Raw genomic sequence first — 3,096 nt, forward strand, 5'->3', positions numbered from 1 at the left:
CTGGCGGCGCTGGCCGAGAAGGCCGGGATGGACGGTCTGGTGTGTTCGGCGCTGGAAGCGTCGGCGCTGAAAGCCGCGCACCCGTCGCTGCAACTGGTGACCCCGGGGATTCGCCCGGCGGGCAGCGCGCAGGATGATCAACGGCGCATTCTGACCCCGCGTCAGGCGCTGGATGCCGGTTCCGATTACTTGGTAATCGGCCGTCCGATCAGCCAGGCGGCAGATCCGGCGCAGGCGTTGGCCGCAGTCGTAGCCGAAATTTCCTAAAGCTTATTGAAGATCCGAATGTGGGAGCGAGCCTGCTCGCGAAGAGGGAGTGTCAGTCGGCATCATTATCGACTGATCCACCGCTTCGCGAGCAGGCTCGCGCCCACATTGGTTTCAGGCGGGCCTTAAACCTTCAACACCAACTTGCCAAAGTTCTCGCCGTTGAACAGTTTCATCAGCGTCTCAGGGAACGTCTCCAGTCCCTCAACCACATCTTCCTTGCTCTTGAGCTGCCCGTTGGCCATCCAGCCGGCCATCTCCTGGGCGGCGCTGGCGAACTGCGCGGCGTAGTCCATCACCACAAAACCTTCCATGCGCGCGCGATTGACCAGCAGTGACAGGTAATTGGCCGGGCCTTTGACCGCTTCTTTATTGTTGTACTGGCTGATCGCGCCGCAGATCACCACGCGCGCCTTCATGTTCAAGCGGCTCAGCACCGCGTCGAGAATGTCGCCACCGACGTTATCGAAGTACACGTCCACGCCTTTCGGGCATTCGCGCTTCAGACCGGCCACGACGTCTTCGGCCTTGTAATCGATGGCGCCGTCGAAGCCCAGTTCGTCGATGAGGAATTTGCACTTGTCGGCCCCGCCGGCGATGCCGACGACGCGGCAGCCTTTGATTTTGGCGATCTGCCCGGCCACGCTGCCCACCGCACCGGCCGCGCCGGACAGCACCACGGTGTCACCGGCTTTCGGGGCGCCGACGTCGAGCAGGGCGAAGTAGGCGGTCATGCCGGTCATGCCCAGCGCCGACAGATAGCGGGGCAATGGCGCGAGTTTCGGGTCGACCTTATAGAAACCGCGCGGCTCGCCGAGGAAATAATCCTGCACACCGAGGGCGCCATTGACGTAATCGCCGACGGCGAAGCCAGGATTGTTCGAAGCGATGACTTTTCCCACGCCCAGTGCGCGCATGACCTCACCGAGACCGACCGGCGGGATGTAGGACTTGCCTTCGTTCATCCAGCCGCGCATGGCCGGGTCGAGGGACAGGTATTCGTTTTTCACCAGAATCTGTCCCGCCTGTGGCTCGCCGACCGGTACTTCCTGATAAGTGAAAGTCTCGCGGGTCGCGGCGCCCACCGGGCGTTTGGCGAGCAGGAACTGGCGATTGGTCTGGTTGGTCATGACAGGCACTCGAATGGAATGAAGCCTTGTTGATAGCTCTTCAACGGCGATGTCGCAAGGTTGGCTGATACGGCGAATGCGAGTCTATCCAGTGCAGTGATGGTGACGGGGCGGGTTTCATCACTGCGGCGCATGCGCCGGTAAACAGCGATTGCATAGTGCTGACGTGCTTTCGCCGCCCTTGGCTATGCTGCGACGCAACATCTCCCAGCTTTTTGCATTCGAGGACATCTCCATGAGCATGACGTTTTCCGGTCAGGTGGTTGTAATCACGGGGGCCGCCTACGGCATCGGTCGCGCGACAGCCCTGGCGTTTGCCGCCGAAGGCCTGAAAGTGGTGGTGGCTGATCTCGACGCGGCTGGAGGCGAAGGCACGGTTGCGCTGATTCGTACCGCCGGTGGCGAAGCGTCCTTCGTGCGCTGCGACGTGACGGTGGAAAGCGATGTAAAAAATCTGATGGATGAGGTGATCAATACCTACGGTCGTCTCGACTATGCCTTCAACAACGCCGGGATCGAAATCGAGAAAGGCAAACTGGCCGACGGTACGCTGGACGAGTTCGACGCGATCATGGGCGTCAACGTCAAAGGCGTCTGGCTGTGCATGAAGTATCAGTTGCCGTTGCTGTTGGCGCAGGGCGGTGGCGCGATCGTCAACACGGCGTCGGTAGCCGGGCTGGGCGCAGCGCCGAAAATGAGCATCTACGCGGCGTCGAAACATGCGGTGATCGGCCTGACCAAGTCGGCGGCGATCGAATACGCGAAAAAGAAAATCCGCGTCAACGCAGTGTGCCCGGCAGTGATCGATACGGACATGTTCCGCCGTGCCTACGAAGCCGACCCGAAGAAGGGCGAATTCGCCAACGCCATGCACCCGGTCGGGCGCATTGGCAAGGTCGAGGAAATCGCCAGCGCGGTGCTGTATCTGTGCAGCGATGGCGCAGCGTTCACCACTGGGCACTCATTGGCGGTGGACGGCGGCGTGACAGCGTTCTGAAAGCTGCCGAAATACAAAGAACCCGCCTGCGTGCGGGTTTTTTTGTACCTGGCGGTCGGTCCCTGTGAATACCGTTAAACAATGTGTATCAAACCGTTAGAACTGCCGTAATTGGCGGCGTTGTCGCACAGCCTCGGCGGCGCGGCTGTGATTTACTGCTGCCAGCAAAACTGACAGGAGTTTGCGAGCTCATGGAACTGAGAATTGACCGACAGGCAATGGTGCCGGTCGTGCAGCAGATCGTCGACGGAATGACTGACTGGATTGTGCAGAGCGGCATCCCGCCGGCCACCCGGTTGCCCTCCGTACGGCAAATCGCCCGGGGTAATCTGCTCAGCCAGTCGTGTGTCGTCGAAGCCTGCGAGCGCCTGGTTTCGCAAGGTGTGTTGACTGCGCGTCAGGGCGCGGGATTCATCGTCGCGGCCTCGCCGCCGTTGCGCGAAACGGACTCGGAACTGGCAGTGTTCGAGGGCCGCCATGCGTGGTGCGATGAGGTGAGCGCTTCGACGGGTCGCTTGATCTTGGGGCAAGGAGGCTTGCCGCCGAGCTGGCGTGAGCCCGACGACCTCAGCTACGCATTACGCGAGGTGGCGCGCACCGACATGGCCAGCCTGTTCAACTACAGCTCGCCGCTGGGCCTGCCAGCGTTGCGCGAGCAAATTGCCAAGCGCCTGAAACTGCTGCATATCGACGCCTGCAGTG

The 3,096-nt window shown here is 61.3% G+C and carries 4 protein-coding genes; 3 read left to right on the forward strand and 1 reads right to left on the reverse strand.

From position 1 onward, the window contains the following. Window positions 1-267 (forward strand): orotidine 5'-phosphate decarboxylase / HUMPS family protein (locus OQK_RS18345; RefSeq protein WP_038861066.1); only part of this gene is annotated, 267 nt, incomplete at its 5' end. Between the two features lie 125 nt (window positions 268-392). Here OQK_RS18345 and OQK_RS18350 read toward each other — a convergent pair. Then, on the reverse strand, window positions 393-1,397 hold the full coding sequence (locus tag OQK_RS18350; protein WP_016773662.1) for an NADP-dependent oxidoreductase: 1,005 nt from the start codon (window positions 1,395-1,397) through the stop codon (window positions 393-395). A 235-nt stretch (window positions 1,398-1,632) separates the two neighbouring features. On the opposite strand from OQK_RS18350, the gene OQK_RS18355 reads away from it, so the two are divergent. Further along, the gene (locus OQK_RS18355) at window positions 1,633-2,394 is read left to right on the forward strand and encodes an SDR family oxidoreductase (RefSeq protein ID WP_016773663.1); all 762 of its coding nucleotides are present in this window, start codon (window positions 1,633-1,635) and stop codon (window positions 2,392-2,394) included. Window positions 2,395-2,585: 191 nt separating this feature from the next. Beyond that, window positions 2,586-3,096 (forward strand): GntR family transcriptional regulator (locus tag OQK_RS18360; protein WP_157221906.1); only part of this gene is annotated, 511 nt, incomplete at its 3' end.

Origin of the sequence: Pseudomonas sp. R62, assembly GCF_000257605.1 — a bacterium.
Classification (GTDB): domain Bacteria; phylum Pseudomonadota; class Gammaproteobacteria; order Pseudomonadales; family Pseudomonadaceae; genus Aquipseudomonas; species Aquipseudomonas atacamensis.

Excerpts from the sequence above, each read along its gene's own strand:
- OQK_RS18355 (WP_016773663.1), top strand. The coding sequence starts at position 1,633 with ATGAGCATGACGTTTTCCGGTCAGGTGGTTGTAATCACGGGGGCCGCC.
- OQK_RS18350 (WP_016773662.1), bottom strand. The coding sequence starts at position 1,397 with ATGACCAACCAGACCAATCGCCAGTTCCTGCTCGCCAAACGCCCGGTG.